This window comes from Bacillus sp. SD127 (assembly GCF_058566445.1).
In genome coordinates this window covers 2,762,668-2,776,841 of the sequence record NZ_CP191226.1, presented here as the reverse complement: position 1 = coordinate 2,776,841, position 14,174 = coordinate 2,762,668, and the positions used below count along the sequence as shown (strand labels likewise).

The window sequence follows — 14,174 nt, the reverse complement described above, 5'->3', positions numbered from 1 at the left end:
GAAAAAACTGGAAGGGTGCTGGGTATGGAGACATTTAAAAGATTAAAAGCATTTTATTGGCCGTACAGAAAGGTGTTTATGTGGTCGCTTCTGGCGATGGTTTTGATGACAGCCATTACGGTCGTTTATCCGATCATTCTGCAAATTACGATTGATGAGATCGTACTGGGGAGGCAGTATCAGCTTGCAGCATGGATCAGTCTGGGATTTATTGCGGTTATGGCTGTAAAAGGAACTGCCACTTTTTTTCATCAGTATTTAGGTGATATGTTTGGCATCAAATCTGTTTATCGGCTGAGAAATGGCCTGTATGCAAAACTGCAGAGGCTTTCTTTTTCTTACTATGACAACGCAAAAACAGGTGATTTGATGTCCAGGCTGACAGCCGATGTTGAAGGGCTCAGGTTTTTTTTATCCTACGGGCTTGCTGAGTTTATTCGATTCGGCTTGCTGGTTGCAATCAGCTTATCGGTCATGTTTTACTATTCGGTTCCGCTTACGCTGGTAACAATCGCTGCTTTGCCTTTTCTGGCGGTCGCGGTATATCAGTTTGACAAAAGAGTACACCCCGCATTCCGAGGCATCAGAAAATCGTTTGCAAAGCTCAATACAAAGGTGCAGGAAAATATCAGCGGCATCAACACAGTTAAGTCACTATCAAGAGAAGATTTTCAAATCAGCGCCTTTAATAAGGCAAATGCGGCCTACAGAACAAAATATTTACAAACGTCATCCATCTGGTCTGCGTATTTTCCGCTGATGGAGTTTATCGGCAATATTTGTATTGTGGCTCTTCTTTCATACGGCGGCTATTTGGTCATGCAAAATCAGCTGAATCCGGGTGAGCTTGTCGCTTTCTTCAGTCTTGTCAATTATATGATGTGGCCGATTATGAACTTAGGTTTTGTGATTAATATGTTTTCTCAGGCAAAAGCCTCAGGAGAGCGTCTGTTAGACATTCTTGATGAAGAGGAAGACATCAAAGACCACGTTCATGCTTTACATCAGCCAAAGTTAACCGGAGATGTCTCATTCAAAGATGTAACTCTCACATACAGAAATGAACAAACGAACGCGCTTTCCGATGTAAGCTTTGAAGCAAAAAGCGGAAAGATGATCGGACTTTTGGGTCCTACAGGATCTGGAAAAAGCTCAGTCACACAGCTCCTCACTAGATTTTACAGTCCTGCAGGCGGAATCATCACCATTGATCATAAACCTATCACAGATTATTCATTAAAAACCCTTCGCTCAAATATTGGAGTTGTACTTCAAGAATCATTCCTATTTTCATCTACTATTCGATCAAATATTTCATACGGGAAGCCGGATGCTTCGATGGACGACATTATAAATGCGGCAAAAAGAGCTCAGGCCCACGATTTTATTATGGAACTGCCTGACGGATATGACACCATGCTTGGAGAAAGGGGGCTGGGGCTTTCTGGAGGTCAGAAGCAGCGCATTGCTATTGCCAGAGCCATCTGTTTAAACCCGAGCATTTTAATATTAGATGACGCCACAAGTGCAGTAGATATGCAAACTGAGCACAGCATACAGCTTGCGTTAAAAGAAGTCATGAAAAACCGCACAACCTTTATCATCGCTCACCGCATTTCTTCACTGAAACACGCAGATGAAATTCTTGTCTTCGATAAAGGTAGCATTCGTGAAAGAGGCAATCATCACGAGCTTCTTGCCAAGAACGGCTATTACAAAAAGATATACGATTTGCAATACCGGGACGTCAATATGATAAATGAGCCGCATCAGGTCGGATAGGGAGGAACATATGAAACAAGCAAAAAAACAGGGGATTTTGGAGCGTTTCTATTATTCTTCAGATGAAATCATTGAAAAACCGTTTAACTGGGCTCAAATGTGGCGGCTGTTAAGCTATGTCAAACCATACGGAAAAACAATTCTGCCGCTTTCTTTTCTCACCGTTTTGATTGGGACTGCTGTGAAGCTTGTCATTCCTATTCTGATCGGTGTTTATGTTCTCGATCAAGCCATTACAGCAAAGAATTCGGAATTGCTGATGCAGCTGATTATTTTGATCAGCGTTTTATACGCTGTTAATTATGCAGCCAATATGCTAAGGATCAGATGGATGAACCAGCTTGGCCAGCATGTCATTTACGATTTGCGCCAGCATTTATTTACCCATGTGCAGCGCTTGTCCCACCGATTTTTTGATCAGAGATCGGCAGGGTCTATTCTCGTCAGAATTATGAATGACATTAACTCCCTTCAGGAGCTTTTCACAAGCGGCGTGATTAACTTATTAACAGATTTATTGCTTTTGGCGGGAGTCGTCATCATTTTATTCACGCTGAGTCCTGAACTGACCATAGCCATCATGGTGACTCTGCCGATTATGTTTTTTATTTCAACAAGTCTCAGAAAAAAAATCCGCCGTTCATGGCAAACGGTGCGTCTGAAGCAATCAAAGCTGAACTCCCATTTAAATGAAAGCATACAAGGTATCCGCGTAACGCAGGCTTTCACGCAGGAACAAGAAAACATGGCGTATTTTGACGGAGTCAATCAGGAGAACTATCAATCATGGCGGGAAGCAACAAGAAAAAATGCTGTGTTCCGTCCGCTGGTAGAAATGACAAATGCGATAGGAACGGCTGTATTAATATGGTATGGCGCCACACTCATCATGAACCAAACTATTACAATAGGTGTCTTCGTATCTTTCGCCTTCTATTTAGGCATGTTTTGGGAGCCTATTTCAAGATTAGGCCAGGTTTATAACCAATTGTTAATGGGGATGGCCTCGTCAGAGCGGATTTTCGAGTTTTTAGACGAACAGCCGAACGTCAAGGAAAAGCGGGATGCCATTCACAAGAAAAATATTAAAGGCCATATCAGCTTTGAAGAGGTTGAATTTTCTTATGATGAAAAACGAAAGGCACTTCATGCCGTTTCCTTTTCTATTCCTGCAGGCTCGACACTTGCACTAGTCGGACACACGGGGAGCGGGAAAACAACGATTGCCAATTTAATCAGCCGATTTTATGATGCAACAGGAGGAACCATTAAAATAGACGGCACTCCGATAAAAGACCTGGCCATTGCCAGTTTACGCTCTCAAATCAGCATTGTGCTTCAAGATACGTTTATTTTCTCGGGAACGATTATGGAAAATATTCGTTTCGGAAGGCCGGATGCGTCAGACGAAGAAGTGATAAAAGCTGCTCAAGCAGTCGGAGCGGATGAGTTTATATCTGGTTTAGCAGAAGGATACGAAACAGAAGTGGAAGAAAGGGGCAGCGTACTATCCGCCGGTCAGCGCCAGCTCATTTCCTTCGCAAGAGCGCTGCTCGCAGATCCTGCTATTATCATTCTTGACGAAGCCACGGCAAGCATTGATACAGAGACAGAAGTCAAAATCCAGCAGGCTTTAAAAACTTTGCTGAAAGGCCGTACAGCCGTCATGATTGCCCATAGATTGTCCACGATCCGCGACGCCGACCATATCATCGTTCTTGATCACGGCAGGAAAATGGAAGAGGGCAGCCACGAACAGCTGCTTGCGAAAGGAGGTATTTATGCAGGACTGGTGAAAGCGCAATACAGCATAGCTGCCGAATAAAAGCCTGCAGTTTGAAAGTCTGAAGGCCTATTGAATGATTTGGATATTTTTTAAAAAAATATGAAACTTTTTTTAGATCCTTTCGTATTATCAGCTAGATATGTTCAAGGAGGTTTTATATATGGAAGCAAATGTAGAAAAAAACGGCGGAGTGTCAACTGAAAAGCCATCCCTTTTTGGAGTGATCACAAGTCCTGGAACTCAATTTGAGAGAATAAGAGAAAGGCCGGTTGTATGGGGCCCGCTCTTGATTGTTGCGGCAATCATCATAGTTGGTGCTGTATTGCAGGGTCTCGGAACGGATTATAGCGAGCTTCTTAAAGCGACGGATACTGAAGGTTTATCGCCTGAGCAGATTTCAACTGTCGCCACTATTACCAAGTTTGGAGCAATGGCAGGTTCGATTCTCGGCGGAATTGCAGCTTTATTTATTGCACCTCTCATTTATTGGCTCTGTGTGAAAATATCAGGAGGCGTAACGACGTATAAGAAAATGCTTTCTCTCGGTCTGTTTGTCTCCTTAATCAGCAGCTTAGGATTATTGATCAACGGAATTGTTGCTTTTACAACTGACACAAGTTCACTTTACAGCATGACGTCACTTGCGGGAATTATTCCTTCAGACATGCCTTTAGCCAATGTATTAAATACATTTGAAATCTTCAGCATTTGGAGCTATGTATTATTAGCGATCGGTCTTCACAAAACGGGAGGCATCTCCAAAAAAGCAGGGTGGATATCCGTTATTATTCTTTTCGTCCTTTTGGTCGCATTTTCGTTTGTTTCAGGGGCGATAAACTCTGTGGCAGGTGCATAAATAGATGAAAAAAGTCTGGATTGGAATTGGGATTGCAGCATTAGTCGCTCTTTTTATAGGAATTAATATTTACCGGTCTGCCGCTCCGACAAGCGGCAGCGCCGGCCAGAAGGTGGAGACGGGCAGTCTAGAAGAAAAAAAGATATCGTCAACGGTTATGGTTCCAGGCACACTTAAATTTTCAAATGAACAATATGTGTTTTATGAAGCCGATAAAGGAACTTTGAACGACATTAAAGTGAAGGAAGGCGACAAAGTTAAAAAGGGTACGCCGTTAGTCACTTATACGAACGAGCAGCTTAGTCTGGAAAAAGAACAGAATCAATTGACCTCTGAATCGAACCGGCTGCAAATCGATCAAATTCAAGAAAAGCTACAAGCGTTGGACAGTAAAGAAAAAGAACTGACAAAACAGCTTGGAAAGAAAGAAGCAGAAAAACAAGTTGACTCTGAGCGCACAGAGCTTGAAATGCAGGAAAAAACAGCTCAAATTGAATTAAAGCAAACTGAGCTTCAGCGGCAGTCGCTTGCCAATCAAGTGTCAGATCTTCAAGTGAAAAGCGAGATCGAAGGCACTGTGATTTCTGTCAACCAGGAAGCGGCATCAAAAAAGTCAGATATTCAAGAGCCCGTTATACATATCGGCAATCCTAAAGATCTTGTCGTTGCAGGAAAATTGTCTGAATACGATACACTTAAAGTCAAAAAAGGCCAAAAGGTCACACTCACTTCAGATGTCATTCAGGATAAAACATGGAAAGGTACAGTTTCAGCTGTCGGACTAGTGCCGGATCAGCAGGATAACGCCGCGGCAGCAGCTGGCACAGATCAGGCGGTACAATACCCGCTTCAAGTCAAAATAAAAGGTGATCTTCCTGAAGGAAAGCCAGGTTTTAAATTCATTATGAATATAGAAACGGATAAGCGGAAAACCAATACGCTTCCTTCTAAGGCAGTTAAAAAAGAAGACGATCAATATTATGTGTATACAGTAAAGGACGGTAAAGCCAAGCGAGTCGACGTCAAAATCGGGGAAGTAACAGATGATGTAACGGAAATAAAAGAAGGAATTTCTAAGGATGATCAGGTCATTTTAAATCCTGCTGATGATTTGGCTGACGGAACGGAAGTGAAAGCATAAATGATTCAGCTTTCAAATGTGCGAAAAAGCTACCAGATCGGCAGAGAAACGTTTGATGTTCTTCATTCGATTGATTTGAACATCAATCAAGGGGAATACGTTTCGATCATGGGGCCGTCAGGATCGGGAAAATCAACGATTATGAATATTATCGGCTGTCTAGACCGTCCGACTTCCGGTATATATAAGCTGGACGGCGAAGACATCTCTTCTTATAAAGACAGAGAACTGGCCGCAGTCCGCAACAAATCCATCGGTTTTGTCTTTCAGCAATTCCAGCTTCTCCCGCGGCTGAACGCTAAAAAAAATGTCGAGCTGCCGATGATTTATTCCGGCATTGGAAAAAAAGAACGCCAAGAGAGAGCCGAAAGAGCCTTAGAAAAGGTCGGATTAGGCGATCGGATGCTTCATATGCCGAATGAGTTATCCGGCGGTCAGAAGCAGCGTGTGGCCATTGCGAGGGCAATCGTCAATGAACCAAAATTAATTTTGGCGGATGAACCGACTGGCGCGTTGGATACGAAAACAAGTGCAGCGATTATGGACCAATTTACAGCGTTAAACGACGAGGGAACAACGATTGTACTTGTCACCCACGAGCCGGAAGTTGCAGATTGCACGAACCGGGTCATTATGGTGCGAGACGGAGAAATTGTTCCTCCCGGCTCCGGACAAAGGAGCGTGGGGGAATGAGTCTGTTAGAAAACGTCAGAATGGCTTTGAGCTCTGTTCTTGCACATAAAATGCGTTCCATTTTAACGATGCTCGGAATCATAATTGGTGTTGGCTCTGTTATTGTCGTCGTTGCTGTAGGGCAGGGCGGCGAGCAAATGCTTAAGCAGTCCATCAGCGGTCCGGGGAATACGGTGGAACTTTACTACATGCCGAGTGACGAAGAGCTTGCAAGTAATCCGAACGCCGTAACGGAGTCAACTTTCACAGAAAACGATATTAGCGGATTAAAAGATATAGAAGGGATAAAACAAGTGGTTGCATCGACTTCTGAAAGCATGAAGGCGCGTTATCATGAGGAAGAAACCGATGTAACCATTAACGGAATCAACGACGGATATATGAATGTCAATTCCTTAGAAATAGAAAGCGGGAGAACCTTTACTGATAATGACTTTCTTGCGGGAAAAAGGGCGGGCATTATATCGCAAAAAATGGCAGAAGAGCTGTTTGATAAATCCTCTCCTCTCGGTGAAGTTGTCTGGGTAAACGGACAGCCTGTGGAAATTATCGGTGTGCTGAAGAAGGAAACAGGTTTGCTGTCTTTCGGACTAAGTGAAATGTATGTGCCGTTTAATATGATGAAATCGTCTTTCGGTACAAGTGACTTCAGTAATGTGTCATTGCAGGTCGAATCGGCTGATGATATAAAATCTATCGGAAAAGAAGCGGCACAGCTGGTGAATGACCATCATGGCACTGAGGATTCATATCAAGTAATGAACATGGAAGAGATTGCAGCAGGAATTGGAAAGATCACAACAATCATGACCACGATTATCGGCTCAATTGCAGGCATTTCGCTTGTAGTCGGCGGAATCGGTGTCATGAATATTATGCTCGTGTCAGTGACAGAACGAACGCGGGAAATTGGGATTCGGAAGTCTCTCGGAGCGACGAGAGGACAAATTCTGACCCAGTTTTTAATCGAATCAGTCGTATTAACGCTTATCGGCGGACTGATTGGGATCGGGATCGGATACGGAGGGGCCGCGCTGGTTTCTGCCATTGCCGGCTGGCCGTCATTAGTATCCTGGCAGGTCGTATGCGGAGGCGTGCTGTTCAGTATGCTTATTGGCGTTGTCTTTGGAATGCTTCCTGCAAATAAAGCTGCCAAGCTCGATCCGATTGAAGCGCTGCGTTACGAGTAACCTCATGCATATGCATGAGGTTTTTTTATGTTTGGTGCTTTTTACTATGAATATAAAAGACTTTTTACATTAAGATAAGAAGAAAAAGTCATACAATTGTCCTTATTTTTGTCGAATTTACAGTTTACAAACCCTATATACATACGTTAATATGGAGAAACGTGAAAGATTTTGATAGTTATTGAATGAATTTGAATGATTTTAGTTGCCTATTGTAAAAAAAGCGTTTACAATGAAATTGTATTCAAAATGAATACGTTTTCATTAGGAGGTGAAGCATGCTAACTCCTGAAAGATATCAGTTGATTATTGATCAAATAGAAAAGCGTGATGTGGTAAAGATTCAAGAGCTCATAAATCTTACAAATGCTTCTGAATCTACAATCAGAAGAGATTTATCGACGCTTGAAGAACGCGGTTTTTTAAAGCGTGTTCACGGGGGAGCTGCCAAGCTTTCCGATATCAGACTTGAACCTGATATGCTTGAAAAATCATCCAAAAACCTTCAAGACAAATTGAAGATTGCTGAAAAAGCCGCTTCACTTTTGGAGGAAGGGGATTGCATTTATCTCGATGCGGGCACGACGACTTTGCACATGATTGATTTTATGGATAAAAGCAAAGATATTGTTGTGGTCACGAACGGGGTTATGCACATCGACGCATTGATAAGGAAAGAAATATCTTTTTATCTGCTTGGAGGATATGTAAAGCACAGAACGGGTGCGGTTATCGGAGGCGCTTCACTGATTGCCATGGATCAGTACAGATTCGATAAGAGTTTTCTGGGGGCAAACGGTGTGCATACAGAGGCCGGCTTCACAACGCCTGACCCTGATGAAGCCCTTTTGAAAACGAAGGCTGTCAAACAGGCAAAACACGCTTACGTCTTAGCGGACCCTTCGAAATTTGGAGAAATTTCATTTTCGGCATTTGCCGGCATAGGCGACGCAACAATCATTACGACTGACGCTGAAGAGCTTACATTCGATAATTACCAAGAAAAAACTGTCGTAAAGGTAGTGAAACCATGATTTATACTGTAACACTTAATCCATCTGTCGATTATATTGTTCACGTTGAAGATTTTACTGTAGGAGGCCTGAACCGTTCCGCATACGATACAAAGTATCCAGGGGGAAAAGGCATCAACGTATCGAGACTGCTGAAAAGACATCATGTTCAGTCAAAAGCGCTCGGATTTATCGGCGGATTTACCGGAGAATATATCAAAACATTTTTGCGCGAAGAAAACCTGGAAACAGCTTTTTCTGAAGTAAAAGAAGATACCCGCATCAATGTGAAATTGAAAACTGGTGATGAAACGGAAATTAACGGTCAGGGACCAACGATTTCAGACGAAGATTTCAATGCCTTTTTAGAACAGTTTACATCTTTGCAAGAGGGGGATATTGTCGTTCTTGCTGGAAGCATTCCATCTTCACTGCCTCAAGATACCTATGAAAAAATCGCAGAGGCTTGCAAACAGCAGAACGCGCGTGTTGTGTTAGATATCTCTGGCGAAGCGCTTATGAAAGCAACAGAAATGAAACCGTTTTTGATGAAGCCAAACCATCACGAGCTTGGTGAAATGTTCGGAACGACGATTTCATCTGTTGAAGAAGCTGTTCCTTATGGGAAAAAGCTTGTAGAACAAGGCGCTGAGCATGTAATCGTATCCATGGCCGGTGACGGAGCGCTTCTGTTTACGAAGGATGCCGTTTACTTTGCAAACGTACCAAAGGGGAAATTGGTAAACTCAGTCGGAGCAGGAGATTCTGTCGTTGCAGGTTTTCTTGCCGGTGTTTCCAAGCAGCTGCCGCTTGAAGAGGCATTCCGCTTAGGAGTTACATCAGGCAGCGCTACCGCGTTTTCTGAGGAACTTGGTACAGAAGAATTTGTCCAGCAGCTTCTTCCTGAAGTTAAGGTCACACGTCTATAGAGGAGGAAACAAAAGTGAAAATAACTGAGCTTTTAACGAAGCATACGATAAAGCTTAATATTGAAAGCAAAGAAAAAGAAAACGTTATTGACGAAATGGTCACAGTTCTTGATAAGGCTGGAAAATTAAATGACAGACAAGCCTACAAAGAAGCCATTTTAAATCGTGAAAGCCAAAGTTCAACGGGTATCGGTGAAGGAATCGCTATTCCGCATGCGAAAACGGCAAGCGTTATCAACCCGGCGATTGCGTTTGGGCGTTCAAAAGACGGTGTCGATTATGAATCACTAGACGGCCAGCCGGCACACTTGGTCTTCATGATTGCAGCGACTGAAGGTGCAAACAACACTCACCTTGAAGCACTGTCAAGACTGTCTACGCTGTTAATGCGTGAAGAAATTCGCAAACAGCTGCTTGAAGCTGAATCAGAAGACGCGATTATTGACATTATCAATCAGCATGATAAAGATGATGACGAAGAGGAAGAAGAAGAAACGGCACCAGCACCAGCCGGAAAAGGTAAAATCCTAGCGGTTACAGCTTGTCCGACAGGTATTGCCCATACTTTCATGGCAGCGGATGCCCTTAAAGAAAAAGCGAAAGAGCTTGGTGTTGAGATTAAGGTTGAAACAAATGGTTCAAGCGGTATTAAGCACAAGTTAACTGCTCAAGAAATTGAAGATGCACCTGTAATCATTGTCGCAGCGGACAAGCAGGTTGAAATGGAGCGCTTTAAAGGCAAACGCGTGCTTCAGGTTCCAGTAACGGCAGGTATCAGACGTCCGCAAGAGCTTATCGAAAAAGCGGTGAATCAAGACGCACCGATTTATCAAGGCAGCGGCAGCGGTTCTTCTGCTCAAAGTGATGAAAATGAACCAAAAGCCAAATCTGGCGGCATTGGAAACGCGTTTTATAAGCACCTTATGAGCGGTGTCAGCAACATGCTTCCATTCGTAGTGGGCGGCGGTATACTCGTTGCAATTTCATTCTTCTGGGGTATCCATTCTTCAGATCCGAATGATCCTAGCTACAATACGTTTGCTGCAGCATTGAACTTTATCGGCGGCGACAATGCATTAAAACTGATTGTTGCAGTTCTGGCCGGCTTTATCGCGATGAGTATTGCAGATCGTCCGGGATTTGCTCCTGGTATGGTCGGCGGGTTTATGGCCACTCAAGCGAATGCTGGATTCTTAGGCGGTTTGATTGCCGGATTCCTTGCTGGTTATGTCGTGATTTTATTGAAAAAAGTATTTGTGTTTATCCCTCAGTCACTTGATGGATTGAAGCCTGTATTGATTTATCCGCTGTTTGGTATTTTTATCACTGGCGTATTAATGCAATTTGTAATCAATACACCTGTAGCAGCATTCATGAATTTCTTAACAGACTGGCTTCAAAGCCTTGGTACTGGAAACTTGGTGTTAATGGGTATTATTTTAGGCGGTATGATGGCGATCGACATGGGCGGTCCGCTTAATAAAGCAGCCTTCACGTTCGGTATCGCGATGATTGATGCAGGCAACTATGCGCCTCATGCAGCGATCATGGCCGGCGGTATGGTTCCTCCGCTAGGTATCGCACTTGCAACAACAATTTTCAGAAACAAGTTCTCTCAGCGTGACCGTGAAGCAGGTATTACATGCTACTTCATGGGTGCGGCTTTCGTAACAGAAGGCGCAATCCCGTTTGCTGCGGCTGATCCGCTTCGCGTCATTCCAGCGGCTGTGGTCGGTGCAGCGGTTGCCGGCGGATTAACTGAATTCTTCCGTGTAACCCTTCCTGCACCTCACGGGGGCATATTCGTAGCCTTTATTACAAACCATCCGCTCCTTTACTTATTAAGTATTGTAATTGGTGCTGTGGTTATGGCGATGATCCTAGGTATCGTGAAAAAACCTGTAACTGAAAAATAAGGAAAAAAGCGTCCTGTTACTAAAGGACGCTTTTTCTCTATCTTCTCGCGGCAGCGCGGTTAAGTTATGTATTTTATAATAAATTATGATAAAGTAAAAGAAGGGAAACAACTGACATAGCAATCGTCTAGGAGGAAACACTTTGACCGAAGAAAATCAAACAAAAACTGAAAAAGCGGGGAAGAAAAAAACCAATACGTATTGGGAATGGGGAAAAGCAATTGTCATTGCTGTCCTGCTGGCACTCATTATCCGCCACTTCCTATTTGAACCGTATTTAGTCGAAGGTTCATCTATGTACCCCACTTTACATGACGGCGAAAGACTGTTTGTCAATAAAACGGTACACTATATCGGTGAGCTGGAGCGGGGAGATATCGTCATTATCAATGGTGAGACTTCAAAAATCCATTACGTCAAACGATTGATCGGTAAGCCTGGAGAAACCGTGGAAATGAAGGATGACACGCTTTATATAAACGGAAAAAAAGTTGCCGAGCCTTATTTGTCTAAAAACAAAAAAGAGGCAGAAAAGCTTGGTGTCAGTCTTACAGGCGACTTTGGCCCGGTTAAAGTACCGAAAGGCAAATATTTCGTCATGGGGGATAACCGGCTAAACTCCATGGACAGCAGAAATGGCCTCGGACTGATTGCGGAAGATCGGATTGTGGGTACGTCGAAGTTTGTATTTTTCCCGTTTAATGAAATGCGCCAAACCAAATAAAAACGCCTTGCTGGCCTTTGGACAGCAGGCGTTTTTATTTGGAAAAAGAAGCGACTAATGCAATGCATAATACAGTGACAAATACTGAACCGATAATGGCCAGCACACTGAAGAAAAGATGCACTTGCTTGTTCTCTTTGCCGCGTTTTTCTAATAACCGTTTAGAGAAGATATGTGAGAAGATATAAATCAGGGCGATCCCGATATATAAGCCGATATCTTTGGCGGTAAAGCCAGTTACGGCAAGGTAAAAGCCTGTAAAAAAGATCAATAAGCAATATTCAGTCAGTGTTAAAAGCCTCAATGTGTTCCTCCGAGTAAGAATGTATGATTTTCCATCTGGATGCATCCTCTTTGCCTTCAATTGTATCACAGCTTCGCCCTTTTAGTGTAGAAGTGTTTCTGCCTGCTTTTATCAGGGAAGCATTTCTCTTGTCTTCCATTCATGGTATACTTTTAATGATGATAGACATGATGGAGGATATTAAATGATTGCTGTAAATAATGTGAGCTTGCGCTTTGCGGATCGCAAGTTATTTGAAGATGTAAATATTAAATTTACCCCAGGCAACTGCTACGGGTTAATTGGTGCCAATGGTGCTGGTAAATCAACGTTTCTGAAAGTGTTATCAGGAGAAATTGAGCCTCAGACAGGCGATGTTCATATGAGTCCTGGCGAGCGTCTTGCCATCCTGAAACAGAACCACTTTGAGTACGAACAGTATGAAGTGCTAAAAGTTGTAATTATGGGACATAAGCGTTTATACGAGGTCATGCAGGAGAAAGACGCAATTTACATGAAGCCTGATTTCTCGGATGAAGACGGAATTCGTGCGGCAGAGCTCGAAGGTGAATTTGCAGAGCTGAACGGATGGGAAGCAGAAAGTGAAGCTGCGATCCTTCTAAAAGGTCTCGGCATCTCAGAAGATCTTCACACGAAGAAGATGGAAGACCTTGGCGGTTCCGAAAAAGTGAAAGTTCTCTTGGCTCAGGCATTATTCGGCAAGCCCGATGTTCTGCTTCTTGATGAGCCGACGAACCACTTGGACCTTCAGGCAATTCAGTGGCTGGAAGAGTTTCTGATTAACTTTGAAAACACTGTGATTGTTGTATCCCATGACCGTCACTTTTTAAATAAAGTGTGTACACATATTGCTGACCTTGATTTTAACAAAATCCAAATCTACGTCGGAAACTATGATTTCTGGTATGAATCAAGCCAGCTTGCTTTGAAGCTTTCTCAAGAAGCGAACAAGAAAAAAGAAGAGCAAATTAAACAGCTACAAGAGTTTGTGGCCAGATTCAGCGCAAATGCGTCTAAATCAAAACAGGCGACTTCAAGAAAGAAACTTCTTGATAAAATTTCTCTTGATGATATTAAACCGTCTTCACGCCGTTATCCTTACGTCAACTTCACACCGGAACGAGAAATCGGTAATGATGTTCTCCGGGTAGAAGGATTAACGAAAACAATTGACGGTGTAAAAGTTCTCGACAATGTCAGCTTTATTATGAATAGAGAAGATAAAATTGCTTTTACAGGACGTAATGAATTGGCTGTTACTACTTTGTTCAAAATCATTTCCGGGGAGATGGAAGCTGACAGCGGAACATTTAAATGGGGCGTGACGACATCTCAAGCGTACTTCCCTAAAGACAACAGCGAATATTTTGAAGGCAGTGATTTAAATCTTGTAGACTGGCTTCGCCAATATTCTCCTCATGATCAAAGTGAGAGCTTTTTACGCGGCTTCTTAGGACGCATGCTGTTTTCCGGTGAAGAAGTACACAAAAAAGCAAATGTTTTATCCGGGGGAGAAAAGGTTCGCTGCATGCTTTCGAAAGCAATGCTTTCTGGCGCCAATATTTTAATTTTGGATGAACCGACCAACCACTTAGACCTAGAATCTATTACAGCGCTCAATAATGGCTTAATCAGCTTTAAAGGCGCTATGCTGTTTACATCACATGACCACCAGTTTGTACAGACGATTGCCAACAGAATCATAGAGATTACACCTAATGGCATTGTTGACAAGCAAATGAGCTATGACGAGTTCCTTGAAAATGCTGATGTGCAGAAAAAACTGGCTGAACTATACGCGTAATAAAAAAAGCAGAGAATTCTCTGCTTTTTTTGTACA

The 14,174-nt window shown here is 43.0% G+C and carries 12 protein-coding genes; 11 read left to right on the top strand and 1 reads right to left on the bottom strand.

The window, feature by feature from the left end; genetic code table 11:
- Window positions 1-24 precede the first annotated feature (24 nt).
- From ACQVGS_RS14395 to sipT, 10 genes are all read left to right on the top strand, one after another.
- The gene (locus tag ACQVGS_RS14395) at window positions 25-1,782 is read left to right on the top strand and encodes an ABC transporter ATP-binding protein (protein WP_151174988.1); all 1,758 of its coding nucleotides are present in this window, start codon (window positions 25-27) and stop codon (window positions 1,780-1,782) included.
- Window positions 1,783-1,792: 10 nt separating this feature from the next.
- Entirely contained in the window at window positions 1,793-3,607 is a 1,815-nt protein-coding gene (locus ACQVGS_RS14390) for an ABC transporter ATP-binding protein (RefSeq protein ID WP_106020375.1), read from the top strand.
- Window positions 3,608-3,728: 121 nt separating this feature from the next.
- Complete coding sequence (yknW, locus tag ACQVGS_RS14385; RefSeq protein ID WP_024121240.1) at window positions 3,729-4,424, top strand: YknW family membrane protein; 696 nt, start codon at window positions 3,729-3,731, stop codon at window positions 4,422-4,424.
- Window positions 4,425-4,428: 4 nt separating this feature from the next.
- Window positions 4,429-5,565 carry an efflux RND transporter periplasmic adaptor subunit gene (locus ACQVGS_RS14380; protein ID WP_101860674.1) on the top strand — a complete coding sequence of 379 codons (1,137 nt, stop codon included), beginning with the start codon at window positions 4,429-4,431 and terminating at the stop codon, window positions 5,563-5,565.
- The gene (locus ACQVGS_RS14375) at window positions 5,566-6,258 is read left to right on the top strand and encodes an ABC transporter ATP-binding protein (RefSeq protein ID WP_188323706.1); all 693 of its coding nucleotides are present in this window, start codon (window positions 5,566-5,568) and stop codon (window positions 6,256-6,258) included.
- On the top strand, window positions 6,255-7,448 hold the full coding sequence (gene skiZ, locus ACQVGS_RS14370) for a sporulation-delaying-protein transporter subunit SkiZ (RefSeq protein ID WP_095714711.1): 1,194 nt from the start codon (window positions 6,255-6,257) through the stop codon (window positions 7,446-7,448). Before ACQVGS_RS14375 ends, skiZ begins: the two co-directional genes overlap by 4 nt.
- Before the next feature lie 278 nt (window positions 7,449-7,726).
- Window positions 7,727-8,482 carry a DeoR/GlpR family DNA-binding transcription regulator gene (locus tag ACQVGS_RS14365; protein WP_024121244.1) on the top strand — a complete coding sequence of 252 codons (756 nt, stop codon included), beginning with the start codon at window positions 7,727-7,729 and terminating at the stop codon, window positions 8,480-8,482.
- Window positions 8,479-9,390, top strand: coding sequence for a 1-phosphofructokinase (pfkB, locus tag ACQVGS_RS14360; protein WP_101860676.1), 912 nt, complete (start codon window positions 8,479-8,481; stop codon window positions 9,388-9,390). The genes ACQVGS_RS14365 and pfkB overlap by 4 nt, the downstream gene beginning before the upstream one ends.
- Before the next feature lie 14 nt (window positions 9,391-9,404).
- Window positions 9,405-11,306 carry a PTS fructose transporter subunit IIABC gene (locus ACQVGS_RS14355; RefSeq protein ID WP_400152303.1) on the top strand — a complete coding sequence of 634 codons (1,902 nt, stop codon included), beginning with the start codon at window positions 9,405-9,407 and terminating at the stop codon, window positions 11,304-11,306.
- A gap of 142 nt (window positions 11,307-11,448) precedes the next feature.
- Complete coding sequence (gene sipT / locus ACQVGS_RS14350; RefSeq protein ID WP_024121247.1) at window positions 11,449-12,030, top strand: signal peptidase I sipT; 582 nt, start codon at window positions 11,449-11,451, stop codon at window positions 12,028-12,030.
- A 34-nt stretch (window positions 12,031-12,064) separates the two neighbouring features.
- Here the strand turns inward: sipT and ACQVGS_RS14345 are convergent, their stop codons facing one another.
- On the bottom strand, window positions 12,065-12,334 hold the full coding sequence (locus ACQVGS_RS14345) for a hypothetical protein (RefSeq protein WP_017696821.1): 270 nt from the start codon (window positions 12,332-12,334) through the stop codon (window positions 12,065-12,067).
- Between the two features lie 184 nt (window positions 12,335-12,518).
- Between ACQVGS_RS14345 and ACQVGS_RS14340 the strand changes: the two genes are divergently transcribed.
- Window positions 12,519-14,138: an ABC-F family ATP-binding cassette domain-containing protein gene (locus ACQVGS_RS14340; protein WP_103671631.1), complete on the top strand. Its 1,620-nt coding sequence runs from the start codon at window positions 12,519-12,521 to the stop codon at window positions 14,136-14,138.
- Window positions 14,139-14,174 lie beyond the last annotated feature (36 nt).